At 46.0% G+C, this 16,784-nt stretch carries 14 protein-coding genes; 9 read left to right on the forward strand and 5 right to left on the reverse strand.

Translation table 11 applies throughout. From position 1 onward, the window contains the following. Window positions 1-68: 68 nt before the first annotated feature. From fdh3B to AC5SLM_RS14070, 5 genes are all read right to left on the reverse strand, one after another. Complete coding sequence (gene fdh3B / locus AC5SLM_RS14050; RefSeq protein WP_495251605.1) at window positions 69-635, reverse strand: formate dehydrogenase FDH3 subunit beta; 567 nt, start codon at window positions 633-635, stop codon at window positions 69-71. A gap of 10 nt (window positions 636-645) precedes the next feature. Further along, window positions 646-3,486, reverse strand: a complete 2,841-nt coding sequence (locus AC5SLM_RS14055) for a formate dehydrogenase subunit alpha (RefSeq protein ID WP_495251606.1) — start codon at window positions 3,484-3,486, stop codon at window positions 646-648. Window positions 3,487-3,501: 15 nt separating this feature from the next. Continuing rightward, window positions 3,502-3,693, reverse strand: a complete 192-nt coding sequence (locus AC5SLM_RS14060) for a twin-arginine translocation signal domain-containing protein (protein ID WP_495251607.1) — start codon at window positions 3,691-3,693, stop codon at window positions 3,502-3,504. Between the two features lie 184 nt (window positions 3,694-3,877). Then, entirely contained in the window at window positions 3,878-4,591 is a 714-nt protein-coding gene (locus AC5SLM_RS14065) for a TorD/DmsD family molecular chaperone (protein WP_495251608.1), read from the reverse strand. Continuing rightward, window positions 4,588-6,273: a 4Fe-4S dicluster domain-containing protein gene (locus AC5SLM_RS14070; protein WP_495251609.1), complete on the reverse strand. Its 1,686-nt coding sequence runs from the start codon at window positions 6,271-6,273 to the stop codon at window positions 4,588-4,590. Before AC5SLM_RS14070 ends, AC5SLM_RS14065 begins: the two co-directional genes overlap by 4 nt. Before the next feature lie 171 nt (window positions 6,274-6,444). Here AC5SLM_RS14070 and AC5SLM_RS14075 point away from each other — a divergent pair, with 171 nt between their 5' ends. The 9 genes from AC5SLM_RS14075 to AC5SLM_RS14115 all read left to right on the forward strand — a co-directional run bounded on the left by AC5SLM_RS14075 (window position 6,445) and on the right by AC5SLM_RS14115 (window position 16,760). Beyond that, the gene (locus tag AC5SLM_RS14075; RefSeq protein WP_495251610.1) at window positions 6,445-7,602 is read left to right on the forward strand and encodes an ABC transporter substrate-binding protein; all 1,158 of its coding nucleotides are present in this window, start codon (window positions 6,445-6,447) and stop codon (window positions 7,600-7,602) included. Next, window positions 7,602-9,206 carry a sensor histidine kinase gene (locus AC5SLM_RS14080; RefSeq protein ID WP_495251611.1) on the forward strand — a complete coding sequence of 535 codons (1,605 nt, stop codon included), beginning with the start codon at window positions 7,602-7,604 and terminating at the stop codon, window positions 9,204-9,206. Before AC5SLM_RS14075 ends, AC5SLM_RS14080 begins: the two co-directional genes overlap by 1 nt. After that, window positions 9,193-9,867, forward strand: coding sequence for a response regulator (locus AC5SLM_RS14085; RefSeq protein ID WP_495251612.1), 675 nt, complete (start codon window positions 9,193-9,195; stop codon window positions 9,865-9,867). The genes AC5SLM_RS14080 and AC5SLM_RS14085 overlap by 14 nt, the downstream gene beginning before the upstream one ends. After that, a complete protein-coding gene (selA, locus tag AC5SLM_RS14090) occupies window positions 9,864-11,201 on the forward strand; it encodes an L-seryl-tRNA(Sec) selenium transferase (RefSeq protein ID WP_495251613.1) in 1,338 nt (445 codons plus the stop codon). The genes AC5SLM_RS14085 and selA overlap by 4 nt, the downstream gene beginning before the upstream one ends. Next, the gene (gene selB / locus AC5SLM_RS14095; protein WP_495251614.1) at window positions 11,198-13,036 is read left to right on the forward strand and encodes a selenocysteine-specific translation elongation factor; all 1,839 of its coding nucleotides are present in this window, start codon (window positions 11,198-11,200) and stop codon (window positions 13,034-13,036) included. Before selA ends, selB begins: the two co-directional genes overlap by 4 nt. Continuing rightward, window positions 13,033-13,431, forward strand: coding sequence for an ACT domain-containing protein (locus tag AC5SLM_RS14100; RefSeq protein WP_495251615.1), 399 nt, complete (start codon window positions 13,033-13,035; stop codon window positions 13,429-13,431). Before selB ends, AC5SLM_RS14100 begins: the two co-directional genes overlap by 4 nt. 230 nt (window positions 13,432-13,661) lie before the next feature. Continuing rightward, the gene (locus AC5SLM_RS14105) at window positions 13,662-15,584 is read left to right on the forward strand and encodes an ATP-binding protein (RefSeq protein ID WP_495251616.1); all 1,923 of its coding nucleotides are present in this window, start codon (window positions 13,662-13,664) and stop codon (window positions 15,582-15,584) included. A gap of 226 nt (window positions 15,585-15,810) precedes the next feature. After that, window positions 15,811-16,098, forward strand: coding sequence for a type II toxin-antitoxin system Phd/YefM family antitoxin (locus AC5SLM_RS14110; RefSeq protein WP_495251617.1), 288 nt, complete (start codon window positions 15,811-15,813; stop codon window positions 16,096-16,098). 218 nt (window positions 16,099-16,316) lie between these two features. Further along, a complete protein-coding gene (locus AC5SLM_RS14115; RefSeq protein ID WP_495251618.1) occupies window positions 16,317-16,760 on the forward strand; it encodes a hypothetical protein in 444 nt (147 codons plus the stop codon). Window positions 16,761-16,784: the final 24 nt, after the last annotated feature.

A 16,784-nucleotide genomic window follows, 5' to 3' on the forward strand; every position in this document is an offset into this window, starting at 1 on the left:
ACTTTCAGTAGCCAAAGCTACTGAAAGTAAAAGGGGAGTGCTTACAAATAGTTTTTTCATCACCCCTCCTAGGATAAGGTTTTTCCACGCCCTACGAAGCGTTCCCTGTAGAGCTTGGATACCTTTTCTGCGTCGCCTACTAGCAATGCATTGGTAGAACACATGGCTGCGCATGAGGGTACTTTACCCTCAGCAATACGGTTTTGGCCATACAGATGACGCTCTTTTTCGGAGTTAGTCTCTTCTGGGCCGCCCGCACACATGGTACATTTGTCCATGGCTCCTTTGGTACCAAAGGCACCATCGCGTGGGAACTGAGGGGCACCAAAGGGGCACGCATACAAGCAGTATCCACATCCAATGCACTTTTCTTTATCGTGCAAGACGATACCATCTTCGCGGATATAAAAACAATCCACAGGACACACTTGTGCGCATGGGGCATCCGAACAATGCATGCACGCTACAGAAGTAGAGATCTCTTTGCCCTCCACCCCATCAAACAACGTAATAACCTTGCGTCTAGAAATTCCCGTAGGAAGCTCATGAGACTGAGAACACGCAACACTGCATCCAAAGCATTCGATGCAACGGTTTTCATCGCAGTAAAATTTAAGTTTAGCTTGTTCGCTCATTTCTCACCCCCTACGCTTTCTCAACACGGCAAAGACCCGCGTTGAATTCAGAAATCTGTGTAATAACGTCAAACCCGTAGTTGGTAATGGTATTTGAACTTTCACCTATCGCATACGGTTTTGTACCCTCTGGATAGTTCGCACTCATGTCCACCCCTTGCATCACGCCTGCAAAGTTGTACGGCAAACAAATACGATCTGGGGTTACGCTACGGTTGTGGTGTGCGCGCACTTTAATCTTTGTGCCATGGGGCGCATGTAGCCACATCATGTCACGGTCTTTGACGCCATAGCGCAAGGCAAGGTCGGGGTGAATGTTGGCAAACATTTCTGGCGTAATGTGCGCAAGATATTTACTACAACGCTCAATCATCCCTGCACCGCTTAGGTTCACCACACGCATACTTACAATCATGGTTGGGAACTCTTTGGACCAGTCGGTTTTTTGCTGTTCGGAGATGAACTTTGTCTCTACCCTAAAGTTATTCTCTTGGTCAGGATAGGTGGGGTACTTTTTCACCAAATCCCAACGGGGCGAGTGAATCGGTTCGCGGTGTTGGGGAATCGGGTCTGGAAATTCCCATACAATGGCTCTGGCTTTGGCATTACCATAAGCACACACCCCTTTTTCACGGCATTTTTCTTGGATGATGCCACTAAAGTCCATCGCCCAGCTTGGGCCCATGATGGCTTTTTCCGCTTCCGTGAGGGTGATGCCAAGAATCTGTTCAATATTGGCTTTGGTGATTTGCGGATACCCGCCTTGCACCTTAGAATCCTTTACATGTACACGTTCCCCTGGGATTTGACTCACACCATTGTGTTCTAAGCCAAAGCGATTTCTAAAGCCCATACCCCCTTCATTTACAGGTGTATTTACATTGTAAAGGATGGGACTTCCTGGGTGTTTTTCATCCCAACACGGCCAAGGCAATCCATAAAACTCGCCTTCCATTTCCCCACGCCCTTCTAGGGTCAACGGGTCAAACAGATGCCAGTTTTCTTGGTGACGGCGTAAACGCTCAGGCGTCCATCCACCCAAACCAATGGACTTAATAGTACGTGCAATCTCACGCATCGCGTCATCTGGCCACACAAAATCTTCTTTGACCTGCACGACCTTGCCGTCCTTCACCGCCATTTTCATGCCGCGTACCAACTCCTCGTAAAAGCCAAATTTTTTCGCAAAGGCAAACATGACTTCGTGGTCTTCTTTGGACTCATACATAGGCTTCACCACTTGGGTACGCCACTGAGCAGAACGGTTGGTGGCATTCACCGTGCCTTCACTTTCAAACTGTGTAGCGACGGGCAAAAGATAGATGTTGTCTTGGCGATTTGTAATCACCGCCACTTCGTTCACAAACGGATCAGCCACCACCAAAAGGTCTAATTTCTCAAGAGCTTGCTGGATTTTGACTGTTTGAGACATGGAAGTAATCCCCGTACCTTGCACCCACAGTGCACGAATCGGAGAGGAAGAATATGTTTTTTCTTCTTGCAATACCCCTTGCCACCATTTTGACAAAGAGAAACCTTTGGCATTCATCCACTTGGGTTCAAAAAAGCGTTGTTGCAACCAGTCGAAATCCACGCCCCACGTTTGGGCAAAATAGCGCCATGCAGGCTCAGCTAGGCCATAGTACCCTGGCAAAGAGTCTGCAAGGTTACACATGTCAGTGGAGCCTTGGACGTTATCGTGTCCTCGGATGATGTTGCATCCGCCGCCGGGTTTTCCAGCATTGCCAAGAACGAGTTGAAGGATGGGTAAAATACGTGTGTTAGAAGAACCCACGGAGTGTTGGGTGATACCTAGCGCCCAGAACACAGCACCTGGCTTTGTTTTGGCATACAAGGTAGTCACTTGTATCAATTCTTCCACAGAAATACCTGTCACATCCGCTGTAATCTCAGGTGTCCACTTGGCTGCTTCTTTGCGAATATCATCAATGCCATAGGTGCGGTCATCAATAAATGCTTTGTCTTCCCAGCCGTTCTTAAAGATAAGGTGAAGCATGCCGTACACAAAGGCAATGTCCGTACCTGTACGAATACGCAAGTACATATCTGCTTTTGCTGCTGTACGTGTAAAGACAGGGTCTACTACAATGAGTTTTGCCCCGTTTAAATCTTTGGCTTGTAGCATGTGTTTAAAGCCAATAGGATTGGCAACCGCGGAATTAGCCCCGATAACCAACATCGCTTTACAGTTTTGTGTCACATCCCCAAAATGGTTTGTCATAGCACCATAACCCCATGTATTCGCAGCACCTGCGACAGAAGCACTATGTCAAATTCGAGCGACGTGATCGATGTTGTTGGTTCCCCACATAGCAGCAAACTTACTAAAATAATACGCTTGCTGGTTGTTAAATTTGGCCGAGCCTAAAAACATGGCCGCATCAGCGCCATTTTCTTGGCGGATTTTTAGCATTTTATCGCCGATTTCGTTAACGGCTTGCTCCCATGAAAGACGGTGCCATTTGCCGTTCTCTTTTTTCATAGGGTATTTCAAGCGTTGCTTGCTTTTAACCAAGTCGATTTGGTCTGCCCCACGGCAACAGTGACTTCCCTCGCTGATAGGATGGTCATGGGCGGGTTCTTGACGTACCCAGACGCCATTGTGCACTTCGGCGATAATCCCACATCCTGCAGAACAAATACTACAGATGGTTTTTACCTTTTTAGACCCAGGATAGGGGTCTTTGATTTCGTCTGCGGTCGCTGGGCGAATGCCCTCAGCTGCCGCAAAACCTCCAGTGGCTCCAAAGGTGGCGCCTAGGGCTGCCATCTTTAAAAACGACCTTCTTCCCACACGCAAAGAGAGGTCGGGATGGTGTGATTGACTCATGTGTTCCCTCTTGTATTAGTAGGATCTACGGTAGTAGAGTCCCCATTCAGATGTTTCACGGTAAAGAATCTCTTTTTTCTTAGATTTTCCCACCACGACACCGCCGCTTTCTTGTGTTGCGGGCGCCTTAGCAACCATCGATGTTGCTGCGACCACCGCTCCTGCACCAAGAGTTTTTTTCAAAAAACTCCGTCGTTGCGTTTGCAAAGTCTCCTCCTTGTGTAGATTCTCTTTGATTCAAAGAGTCTCGAAGATAAACCGCTGTTTACCTTCGAGAGTTAATGTGCAAAATTTGCATATTTTAGAAAGCACCACATTCACACCTCAGGTTCAAGACCCCTGTGAATATGCAAATTTAGCATATTCACAGGTATAAAAAAAGGGCTACTTTTTAGAGCGTAATTTCATCAGGATTGCGCCTGGCTTTTTGAGAAAAAGGTTTTCTGTCTTTTTGCTCTAGTGCCATCACACGAGGCAACACTTCTTCTTGTTTGGGCGCTGCGATTTGAAGATAAAAACGCTCAAACTCCACAAGGCCTTGTAGCACCACTGCCACGTGTTTGTAAAACTCTGTCGCTTCATGGGTAAATACCAATGCAGCAAAGGTATCGATAAAAGGATTTAAGATGGTTTCAAAAAGCTTTTCTGCAAGCTCTAGGCTTTTTGCCTCTTCTTGTTCAACGCCGTGCAACACCAACATGCTCATGAGTTGAAACAACAACGCAATATGGTCTTCTGAATCTTTACATGTAAAGGTGTCACGCCTAAAAGGTGATTCGAGTAAAATCTCAATGGTATCTAGCCGTTTTTTCCCATCATCCCGTTGCTCATCATAATACGAAGCGCTCATGGGAATCGTCGAGGTATCAAAACTGTAAAAGACCAAATCGCTCTCTTCTTTAAGCCCTTTGTTTCCTTTTGTTTTCAAAAACACCCGCATGGCATCGATGGCGTCTTTGCTTTTTTCCTCCAAAGGGTTCGTGGCAAATATTTCTAGATTCTCCACCACTGGTCCCAACGTGTTTTCTTCCTTGATATACCCAAACAACACCGCAAGCCAGCCATAATAGGCTGCTCGCGCTAAATGAATTTCCCTCTCTTTCACAGTACCGCCTTTTCTTTGTCTTTCAAATAATCCTCAAACATCATCTTCGGTTTGCAATCCGCGCAACAGTACAAACTTTTTAGCTTGGCCGAATTGCCTGCAAAAATTGGCGCCATCAGTGCTGCGATGCGGTTCACCGACTTACTCGTAGCAAAAGGCTTACCGCAATTTACACATTCAAAGAGTGTGTCTTTGGCCATGATGCGTTGGCCAAACCACTGCTTATTAAGGACGATTTCGCCCCGCTCCATGCTTAAGCAATCCTTCTCAGGACAGGTCGCTTCGCAATACCCACAGCTTGTACAAATAGACGCGTCAAAGCGCAGGCTGTTGTCTTCAGGATGGGCTGTAAGTGCGCGCACGTTACAAGCTCCCACACAGCTAAGGCACAAGGTACAGGCATCTTCGTTGATGTTAATCGTCCCATAACGCACGTGCTCGCCCGCTTGAATGGTGCCATAATCCCCCTCGCCCACTGCCCAAGCCAAACGCGCGGAAAAGATTTCACGCTTGCGCAACCCTTCTTCATCAATGCCATGACGGGTGCCCTCAACAGGGCCAACCTTTTGAAGAGCCTCGGCCAATTCGGCTGCGTTCATGGCCACGTAAACGGCTTTAGTGCCGTACAATTTTTCGTACGCTTGGTTTAAGATGGAAATCACATCGCCCGACCCTTTAGACATGAAGTCTGTGTAAAACACCACCGCGCTTCCACTTTCTTGCAAAAGGGTTAGCAAATGGGCTTCGTGCAAAAACTTTTCACCCTCAATAGCCAAGGGCAACACGTTTGCAGGAAGGCTTACATGTAAAGCCTCTAGTGCCATTTTACGGGGGACAATGAGTGCGGTTTTCCCTTGATAGAGTTTGGCAATCTCGTAAAATGCACGGCGGGGCATTTGGGCGTATTCGACCGCACCGCTAGGGCACACGCTAATACAGCCTCCACAGCCGTGGCAGTCGATGTGGGAAAATTTTAAATGCTTGGTGTCATCCAATTTGACGATGGCCACCGTCGGACACACTTCGGCACACTTGCCACAAATCTCTTCACGGCGTTCGTGGTACTGGCAAATGGACGGGTCGTAGGTGATGAAGTTTTTATACGCATGGGTGCCTGTTTTGGCTTCGATGGCTTCGACAATCTTGGCAATGTCGTTTTTTTCAGGATCTAGCACGCCACTTTGGCGCAAAGCAAACTCGGGTGCTTCAAACCACACCATTTGGTCAGCGTCCACTTCGTGCAGTTCATCTTCTTGGCGAAGGGTTACATGTAAGGCGCCCAAATGGCCCTCAATCATGGCAACTTCGCTTGGGTGTACGATTAATACAGCAAACTCTTTAGCTTTTAATGCTTGCTTTAATCCGCCCAACGCCCCTTCGTCGCCCACGAGTACAATGTTTCTTCCCACTTCTTGGGAAAAATCCGAATCTTGGGAAAAATCGTAGCACAAGGCCCGCGCTTCAAACAAGGTCGAAACATTGCGTGCTTTATCTAACAACGCATCTTCGGAATTTTTAAGGTAAAAATCAATCTCAGGAGCAATCAAGTGAGAAGGAACATCAGGGTGATTGGTGATGAGGCATTGCTCTGCTAAGAAAGGGGTTTTAACCACTTCAATGTGGTCTTGAAGGGGAATCTCTAGGTTTAAATGGTCATAATAGACGTACTCTTTTGCCAGCATGCTCCGCATCCTTTTGGTCAATAACTGTTTACCGAATTGTATTAGTTAGGAGATTAAGAGTCTCTTAAGGGGAGTAAATGTGTCTTATTTAAGCCCAGTAGTACGTTAGATTCATTGAAGTTTAGCCGTGCTATAATCCGCATCAATGCATATTTACAGGTTGTAAAGCACATGGTAAACCACACTTTCCTAAGACTCTTGTTTTTCTTCACTATTCTTGGCCTTGGCGGTCTAGTATACTGGTCCGTTCAACCTAAGTATGGTCCCATCATCCTAGGTTCTTCCCTTCCCATTACAGGCATCAACAAAGAGCTTGGCAATGAAGTGGTAGTGGGTGCAAACGCATGGTTTGACCACATCAACGCCACAGGAGGCATCAAAGGACGTAAGATTCAATTTGTCTATTATGATGATAAATACGAACCCCAAAACACGGCCCACAACCTGCAAAAACTCCTTCACGAAGACCAAGCCTTTGCACTGTTTGGCTTTGTAGGCACGCCGACCATTAAAAAAATCTTGCCCGAAATCATGCTCACCAAGGTGCCTTTGGTGGCCTCTTACACGGGGGCGAGTTTTTTACGGGACACGGCCGCACCCAATATCGTCAACTTCCGCACAAGCTACCAAGAAGAAATCACAGCCCTTGTGGAACATCTGCATGTCTCCCAAGGCTTGACCCGTTTTGCGGTCTTTTACCAAAACGATGTGTTTGGCGAAGAGGGGTACATCGCCACGGTCAACGCACTCACTTCCCTTGGCCTCTCTCTAGCAGGAGAAGGCACGTACAAGCGCAACACCCTTTCCATCCGCCATGCCTTGCACGAGATTCAATCTTCCAACCCGCAAGCCATCATCGTCGTGGGCGCGTACAAGCCCAGTGCCCATTTTATTGAACAAGCCAAAGAACACGGCTTGAATTCGGTTATTTTTTGCCCCATCTCCTTTGTCAATGCCGACGCATTGGTCGCAGAACTTGGAGGCAGCACGCAAAACATTCTTTTTTCCCAAGTGGTGCCCTCTTATGACCCCAGTGCTTCACAGGCTGCTTTTGAGTACAACCAACTGCTAAAGCGTTACGCCCCGCTAAGCAAACCCTCCCTTGTCTCTTTTGAAACCTTTTTGGCCGCCAAAGCCCTTACCCATGCCCTTAAACGGGTGGATGAGCCTTTGACAAGAAGCAAACTCCTCTCTACCCTCAACAACCATACTTACGTGGACTTAGGCGGCGTGGGGATGCGCTTTAACCACTTGTACATGCACGCGAGCGTCTACCTTTCTGTGTATGAAAACGGCAAATTTCACATCGTCCACCAAAAGAGTTTCTGATGGCCTTTTTTACCACTTTTAATACTTTCTTAGACCGCATCACCTTTTCGGTTAAAACACGCCTCTTGATTGTGATTATTGCAGGAGGAATGATGAGCATTGGGTTTTTGATGTTTATCTCTATTTTTGCCCTCAAATACGATTACGAGACCCTTTTTCAACGCCGCACCATGCCCTTGGTGGAAATCGAAGAGATCAAAGACTTGTACGCGGTCAACATTCACGACACCCTATACGACTTGCAACTTGGGCAAATCAGCCTTGGTAACGCCACGGAGGTCATTGAGCTTGCCAAACAGATTGTGGACGAACAGTGGGCCAACTACCATGCTTCACTCAACCACAAAGTAAGCGGCATCGCCCGTTTTGCTAGTGCTTGGCTCAACTTTTTCTTGCTTGTTAAAGACCCGCCGCCTAAAAGCTTGTACCAAGAAGGCATTACCACTAAAGTGCAAACAAAGATGGACACCATCAACACGCGCACCAAGGAAATTTTGGCCCTCTACCAGGTGCAAGACCACCCGCTTGCTAGCACCTTAACCCAAGAGACCTTTTTGGAGATAAACGCCCTGAGCATTTACATCTCTAGCCTTATCACCTCCCATCTCAAAGAAGCCATCAACGAAAAAATCCGCACGGAACGCATCTTTAAAACCAGTATTTTTATGCTGATTTTACTCATCGGGTTTGTCTTTAGCCTCAGTATTTTGGTGTCGGTTTTACTCATCAACCACTTCAAAAACCTCAACGCTACCCTCGAAGCCAAGGTAGATGATAAGACCAAAGCCTTGCAACGCCTCAACACTTCCTTGGAAAAACGCGTGGCCAAAGAGGTGGAACTCAACCGCAAAAAAGACCAAATCATGTTCCAACAATCCCGCATGGCAAGCCTAGGAGAGATGCTCCAAAACATCGCCCACCAGTGGCGCCAACCCCTAGGAGCACTCACGATGATTATCCAAAGCTTTGAGACCAAGCACATGGCGGGCAAACTCACAAAGATGTTTATCGAAGAACGGGTCAAAGACGCGCAAGTGTTGGCCAATGGCATGTCTGAAACCTTGGATGATTTTCGCACGTTTTTTAACCCCAACAAGAGCAAGCGGGGGTTTGATTTGCAAGAATCCATCCAAAAAGCCATCGACCTTTCCCGCTATTTGCTTGAAAAAGAAGGGGTGGAACTGCAACTCTTTATGGGTGAAAATGTACGCATTTTTGGTTTTAAAAACGAGCTTAGCCACGTCTTTTTAAACCTCATCAACAACGCCAAAGACGCCCTTGCAAGTAAAACTGGTCCAAAAAAAATCCACATCTACGTCAAATCCACCACCGCAGAACGCCAAATCAGTGTCATTGACAACGCAGGCGGAGTGGATGAAGAGATTTTGCCACGCATCTTTGACCCCTACTTCACCACCAAACACCAAAGCGTGGGCACAGGAATTGGACTATACATGTCCAAACAAATCGTTGAAGAGCATATGCAAGGAAACATTACATGTAAGAACATTTACCACAAGATGGGCACCAAAACACTCTACCGGTGCGCTATGTTTACCATCCACATCCCTCGCCACAAAAAGGAATCCCATGAACCGTCGTGATTTTGAATGCCTCGGGTGTTTTAGTATTCTCTACCTTGAGGATGAAATCGACCTCCTTAAGCACACTACCGACGTGTTGGTGGATTTTGTACACCACATCTACCCCGTACAAACCTGCCAAGAAGCGATGGAAATCATCGAAACCAAAAAGGTGGATGTCATCGTCTCAGACATCTTGCTCAAAAACAGCAACGGGATTGAGTTCTTGCAAGAGCTCAAAGCCAAAGGCTACGACACCCCCGCCATCCTCACCACCGCCTACACCGACACGGAGTATTTGCTTGATGCCATTAAACTCAAAGTGGAAAACTACATCGTCAAGCCCATCAACATCAAAGAACTGCTCAACTCCTTGCACGATGTACTTTTGCCCAAAATCCAATCCCGCGAGATTCACCGCTCTTATAACATCATCAAAACCATCTCCGCGGTGACCGATGGCAAACAAGTGGAACTCATCCGTTTCATCATCAAAAACCTCGACGATGACAACCTCCTCAACCACTCCTACACGGACATCATGGAACGGGTGGATGTGAGCAAACCCACGGTCATTAAGCTTTTCAAACAACTCTCAGACCTTGGTATCCTCACCAAAGTCCAAAACGGCAGATACCGCTTTGACGAGTCCAAACTTCCCGCTCCGGAGACAACCGCATGAGTCTACTTCGTTCCTTGCCCAAGATTGACAAACTCATGGCCCACGAAGCCTTTGTTTCTTTTAACCCCGCGCGCCTTGCTCCCAGAGTCAAAGCTGCCGTGGAAGCCTTGCGCCAAGGTATTCTTGAGGGCACAGTGACGCGCATCGACGAAGAGGTGCTAGTTCAAGAGATTTGCGCGCGCATGCAAGAGAGCCTTGCCCCTTCTCTTGTGCCTCTTGTGAACGCCACGGGGGTCATCGTCCACACCAACCTTGGGCGCAGTTGCCTTAACCCCGTGCTCTTAGACCGCGCTACCGCCGCGCTGACCCACTACACCAACCTTGAATACGACCTCGAACAAGGCAAAAGAGGAGAGCGCTACGCCCACGTGAGCCGCCATTTGCGCGAACTCTTGGGCGTGGAAGATGTGCTGGTGGTCAACAACAACGCCTCGGCCGTTTTTCTCATCCTCAACACCTTTGCCAAAGGCAAGGAAACCATCGTTTCGCGGGGAGAACTCGTAGAAATTGGGGGAAGTTTTCGCGTGCCTGAAGTGATGGCAAACAGTGGCACCACCCTCGTGGAAGTAGGCGCGACCAACAAAACCCGCCTGAGTGATTACACCAACGCCCTAAGTGAACACACCGCCATGCTCATGAAGGTCCACCGCTCCAACTTTAGCATCGAAGGCTTTAGTGAAGAGGCGAGCTTGGAAGAGCTTGTGGGCCTTGCCAACGAAAAAGGGGTGCTGGACTATTACGACTTAGGCAGTGCGTACTTAGCAGACTTGCCCTATGGCTTAAGCCACGCCGAACCCAGTTTGCCTAAACTTTTAGCCCATCACCCCTCCCTCGTAAGCTTTAGTGGTGACAAACTCTTTGGCGGGGTGCAAGCGGGCATCATCGTGGGGAAAAAAGCCCTCATCGACCGCCTCAAAAAAAATCAACTCTTGCGGATGCTGCGGGTGGACAAACTGACGTTGTGCCTTTTAGAAGAAACCGTCAAAGCCTACCTTGGGGGCGAAACCCACCTCATCCCCACCCTCGACCTGCTCTTGCGCGACGTTAAGAGCCTTGAAGCCTTAGCCAAAAAACTGCGCCGTCAGATTGGCACGGAGAGCTGCGAGGTGGTGCATTCTCAAACCTACGTGGGCGGAGGCACCATGCCAAACCGTCCCATCCCCACCGTGGCCTTACATGTAAAGGGAGATGCTACGGCACTAGAGCGGCGTTTTAGAGAAAACCATGTCATCGGGCGCATTGAGCGCGACCGCTTTTTGCTCGACCTGCGCGCCTTGCTCAAAGACGATGAAAAACCCCTTGTGGAGATTTGTAAAAAGGTACTGCATTCATGAAGCAACTGGTTATTGGCACCGCGGGTCACGTAGACCACGGCAAAACAGCACTCATTAAAGCCCTCACAGGGTTTGAAGGCGACCAAACCGAAGAAGAAAAACGCCGCGGGATTACCATTGATCTCAGTTTTTCCAACCTCAAAGAGGGCGATACCAACATCGCGTTTATCGACGTACCAGGACATGAAAAACTGGTTAAGACGATGATTTCGGGAGCCTTTGGGTTTGACGCGGCGCTCGTGGCCATCGACGCGCGTGAGGGCGTGAAACCCCAAACGGTGGAACATTTACAGATTTTGAACCTCTTACATGTAAAGCATTGCCTCATTGCCCTAACCAAATGCGATTTGGTTAGTCCTAGCGAACTTGAAAACCAAACTCTGCTTGTGCGCGACCACTTAAAAGCCTACAAACACTTACATGTAAGCCTTCTGTTGCCCACAAGCATTCATCAACCCGACACCATCAATAGGTTGCGTCAAGCTTTGCTCGCACTGCCTTTGGCACAACGCCCAGACCGTGGCGTGTTTCGCTACTACGTGGACCGCTCCTTTTCCCTCAAAGGCATCGGCACGGTCGTCACGGGCACGGTGCTTGAGGGCCAACTGGAAGTGGGCAAAAAAGTGTGGGTGTGTGAACTTGCCAAAGAGGCCTCCGTGCGTAACTTGCAAGTCCACGGCGAAGACGTGGAGGTGGCAAAAGTCGGCGAACGGGCCGCGGTGAATTTGGGCGCGCTTTCCCATCACGACATCAAAAAAGGGACACTGCTCACCCAAAAAGGCTACGTGCGCGGCTTTGACGTGGCCGATGTCTGGCTGGAGTGCTTGGATGGGCGCACCCTGCCCCACAACACCAAGGTCACCTTCCACGCGGGCGCCAAACAAGTGGAAGCCACGGTACTGCACTACGAGGGCGAAGTGGAACTTGCGCAGGGTTTTTCCAAAGTGCAGTTTAAAGAGCCCTTGTTTTTAACCTTTGATGAGCCCTTTGTCCTCTCCCAATCAGGCCACACCATCGCGGGCGGGCGGGTCATCAACGCCATCAACGACCCCATCAAAAAGCGCGTCAAAATCCCCTTGCTTGAAGCCTTGCACCGCAAAGATTTGCCCATGGCCTTCATGTTGCTCAGCCAAGTGCACAAGCACGGATTTGGGCTCATTTCGGCCTATCAGCGTTTTGGCCTTTCCCACCAAGAAGCCCTCGCCATCACCGAAGGCATGCCACAAGAAATCTTTGTGGATGAAAAAGGGTTGGTCATTTACCCGTTTTTTGCCCTCCAAGAACTCGAAGAAGTGGTGGAGAAAATCTACGCCAAAAACCCCTACGCCTTGCTTTCTGCCACATCCATCTCCCTTAAACTAGTCTGGGCCAGTGTGGGCATCGCCCAAAAAGCGTTAGACAGCCTGTGCGAACGGGGGCTCATCACACCAAAGGGCGGCGTGTACGTCAAAAAGGGCGTGAACATCGAAGACATCGACGCCCACGTGGAGGGCAAAATGTTTGCCATCTTAAAAGAAGCGGGTGCGTCTCCTGAGGCACCTTATAACATCTACGACGCCCTAGACATCGACCGAAAAACAGGCGATGATGCCCTCAAACGCCTCACCAGTGCGCGCAAAGTAGTGCGCCTAGCCCACAACCTGTTTGTCACCACCGAAGCACTTACTGGCATGATGACGCGCCTGCGGGAAATCATGAAAAACGAAGGATTTGTGGATGTGAAAAACGCCAAAGACCACTTTGGCCTCACGCGCAAATACCTCATCGCCTACCTTGACTACCTTGACAATTTTGACGACGTGGTCAAAGAGGGCATGGCACGGAAATTAAAGTGAGTGGCAACGTGGGCGGTGAGAAGGATTTGAAAAAGTTACTCTCCACCCTTTCGCCCGTGCTTGAAGAGGGCGTGTACGTGTTTTGCACCCAGCAGAGCCCGTCCCAAGCCCTCAAAGCCCAAGCGCGCATGGTGTTTGAAGAGCATGAGGGCACCACACTCATCTTAGAGCGCTCCCTTGCCCACGGACTTTTGCATGAGGGTATCTTTGCGTGCATTCGCCTCGACGTGCATTCAAGCCTCCAAGCCGTAGGCCTCACCGCCGCCGTCTCCACTGCCCTCGCCCACCAAGACATCAGCGCCAACGTCGTTGCGGGCTACTACCACGACTATATTTTCGTCCCGTATGAAAAAAAAGAAGCCGCACTGGGGTGTTTAAAAAAGCTTTACATGTAAGGCTTGGCACCAAAAACAAGTGCTCGCATTTTTCCGAAACCTAAAACACGACAAACTAAATCTCTCAAAGATTTTAAACTATCCCTGCACATAAACTAGTAGAATGCATGGTACTAGTTTAGCTTGCCAAAAACTAGAAAATAACTTCAAAAATTTTAAACTCTTTTGTACTGAATTGACATTTCTGGGATGCGCAATGTGTTATAATCAATAAAAAAAGTGAGTAAGCCATGCTGTTTGTTGATATTGAAAGTGCAATTGAAAATATTGCATCAGATGTTGAACTTTTACAACCTCTGTATGAAGCTATCGTCAATTCTGTGCACGCTAAAGCAAAAAATATCAATATCACAATTAATCAACAAGACGATTACATTTCTTCATTTTCAGTAATTGATGATGGGGAAGGATACGTACCACTAAATATAAAATCATTTTCAACACTATGGAGTAAAATAAAACAAGAACCTGGAGCGCTCGGTAGTGGAAGAATTATGTATCTTCGCGTATTTAATTATGTTACAGTTGAGAGCTATACAGGAACGCATAAGGTAACATTTAAATTTGATAGAAACTTCAATCCAAAAGATATCAAAAAAGAGTTGTCTAGCGAATCTAGAAAAACCATAACAATATTTCATAATTTGCTAGAAGAATACGCTAAAAAAGAAAGACTTATTATTGATAAAATTAAAGAAAAAATCTTTCATGAATTATTGCCAATGTTTTCAAGGATATGGCAAGAAGAAAGAGATATAACTTTTTTGGTTAACAATGAAACTTGGATTAATAAAGATAATATTTCACAGCAATTTGGGAAAATGGAATTGCAATCAACTGATTTTGAAATTACTCCTTTTAATAGCGTTTTGCCCGAAAAATTTATTTTATTTTACAACATAAAAAAAGACTCTCAAGGCAAGATATTACAGTTTTATGGAGCCGCGGGCAGAAAAGTGAGAAATTTTTCTTCGGGAGTTTCAATTAGAAAGCTTCCCGAAAATTCTTCTGGAATTTTTTGCCTAACAGGACGCTATCTAGATGACAGAGTCAAGGACAATAGAAAGGATTTTAAAATATCAACCAATGAGAACAATACTTCCCAAACCCATCCTATTAGCTTTACTCAAATTAACAGTACCCTGCAAATAAAATTAAATGAAATAATTTTAGACACATTTCCCAATTATGAAATAAATTTTGAAAATAAAAAACAAGTTTTAATTGATAAATATCCCCATTTATCCGAATACATAGATCAAGTTAATAATTTGACATATGACGATGATGAGATTATTGAAGAAGCAAAAGAAATGCTAGAGGAATCTTTTAAAAAAACTGAAAAGGCTCTATCTGAATTTAAAAAAGAGATAACTACAAAACGAGATTTTGATGAAGATAAATTCAATAAAATATTAGGAACATTCACAAAAACTGGTCGCGATCAATTGGCAAGTTATATCGCCTATAGGCAAACCATACTTGACATGATGCAGACTATTGCTGAATATACAAATATTGACAAACGAAAGTTCAACGAAACGTCTATTCATCAGCTCTTTATGCCAAAAAATACTACTAGTGATAGCTACCCCCATTTGGGAACGAATATATGGTTGCTAGATGATAAATTTATGTCTTATTTGTACGCGGCAAGTGATAAAGAAATAAAGTCAATAAAAGAAAAATTTAAAGCGGAACTTATTGAAAGTGGTGAAAGTCTTGAGGATGTTAATGATGACGACAAACCTGATTTAGTTCTGTTTTACTCAGATTCGAATGAATTAAACAAAAAAGATGTTTTGCTTATCGAATTAAAGAAATATGGCGCAACTTACCATGAAAAAATAAAAGCCATCAGTCAATTAAAGGTATATGCATCAGTTATTTTTGAAAATATTAGAAATGTAAGATCTATTCATGCGTATACCATCATTGACATTGATAAAAAGTTTGCAACTTACCTGACACGAACAGAAGGTTTTCATGAAAATAGCTTATCCGCCAATGAAACGATTGCTTCATATTATACGTATAACCCCCACATTCATGCTCATTTACACGTCATGTCTTTTGAACAAATAGTAGTTGATGCAAAAAAAAGAAATAAAGTATTTTTAGATATTCTAAAAAGACAGCATAGCCATACTTGATGCCTTAACACCATATCTTTTCATTAAGGCTTTTACTCCCTGCTGTAAAAATGAAAAAGTGGGAACATATTTTTCGATGCACTGAGGGATTTCAGCCATTTTTCATTGAATTTTAGTCTTATTTATAGCAAATTGTTTTTCAAAAGCTTCTTATGTATAAAATTACTAACGTACAAATTTTATGGTATACTTTCCGTAATATACTGCACGTAAAATAGGGGAAATTATGACAACCTACTCAACAAATGAACTCATTCCTTCGTCAGAATTTGCAAAAAAATTTGGGGCTTATCTCACTCAGGTTAAATCCCACGCCGTGGATAAGTTAGCTATTTTGCGAAACAACAAAGTAGAAGCCGTTCTTGTCTCAAAGGATGCGTACGAAAAGATGCAAGAAGCCCTCAAAACCCTTGAAGCACAGCATCTTCTGGCCTCCATTCAAAATGGTTTAAACGACGTCAAAGAGCACAAAACTGCCTCCATAGACACGCTGTGGGAAAAGCTAGATGGTTGAATACACCGATACTTTTTTAAAAGAAGCAAAGAAATCATCAAACAAAACGCCCAAACAAGCCCCTAATCTTTTTGCAAATTCCCAAACAAGCGCCCCTTACATGTAAGCACATCTTAAACTAAAACTTTTATAAAAATGTAATGTTTTTATTCAAGAGTTACTTAATCTTAACTCTCGTATGATTCTCGCACCTGTAATTTTTGCAAAAAGGATACACCATGGCTCACATCCTCTCCCTTATCCCTTTGGTTAGCATCGGGATTGTGGTAAGTTTGCTCGTTTTTCTTTATTTTGAGAAGCGCGCCATCGCCGCAAAACGGCAACACGAACACGATGGGTTTGTGCCACAAGAAGGAAATCTTGCGGAAAGTTTTGCCCGTTATGAGACGCAAAACAATGTCATGGCGTACATGGGGTGCGTGTTTATTTTTACGCTGTTTTTTAGTTATGTAGGGTTTTTCACCCAAGGACTCACCCTCGCGGATGTCTTTTTGTATATCTTCCTCACCGCTTTTTTGGGCTCCATCATCATCTTGGTACTCAAATTCAAACGCAGCATTTTAGTCAAAGTGTTTGCCACCTTTTTGTACGGCGCGCCTCTCATCACCGCTTCGGCTTTTGGGTTTATCGTCAGTTATCTTTTTTATTCGCTCTTAAGTTAGCGCGCACCCGTTCTTGGGTGCTCG

It is taken from the genome of Sulfurospirillum sp. HTRB-L1, from assembly GCF_059415125.1.